Source organism: Enterobacter sp. R-1.6.2, assembly GCF_035064085.1.
GTDB classification, from domain to species: Bacteria; Pseudomonadota; Gammaproteobacteria; order Enterobacterales; family Enterobacteriaceae; genus Enterobacter; species Enterobacter asburiae_B.
In genome coordinates this window covers 1-234 of sequence record NZ_JASEYI010000156.1, presented here as the reverse complement: position 1 = coordinate 234, position 234 = coordinate 1, and the positions used below count along the sequence as shown (strand labels likewise).

The 234-nt window shown below is 61.1% G+C and carries 1 pseudogene; it reads right to left on the bottom strand.

What is annotated here, in order from left to right:
* Positions 1-61: 61 nt before the first annotated feature.
* Positions 62-234: pseudogene (gene solA, locus QMN93_RS26220) on the bottom strand (N-methyl-L-tryptophan oxidase); the annotation flags it as partial.

Below are 234 nucleotides of genomic sequence, written 5' to 3'. Positions count from 1 at the left end.
AGATGAACTTTCGCACCGGCTGGATTGGCAGGTCCGGCAGCAGGCGAGTGACCCAGGTTCATGCGCTGAAGAGAAGGCGGGACGCTGAATAGTCGCCGTCAAGAGTCGTTACCGTGACGCCAGTCTCGTCATGGGTGATGGCCTCCCCCGGACAGGTAAACAGCTGCGCACAGCCGGCCTTAGCGGCACGAACGATCCCGGTGTTGATTGCCGTTTCACAATGCAGCACGCCGG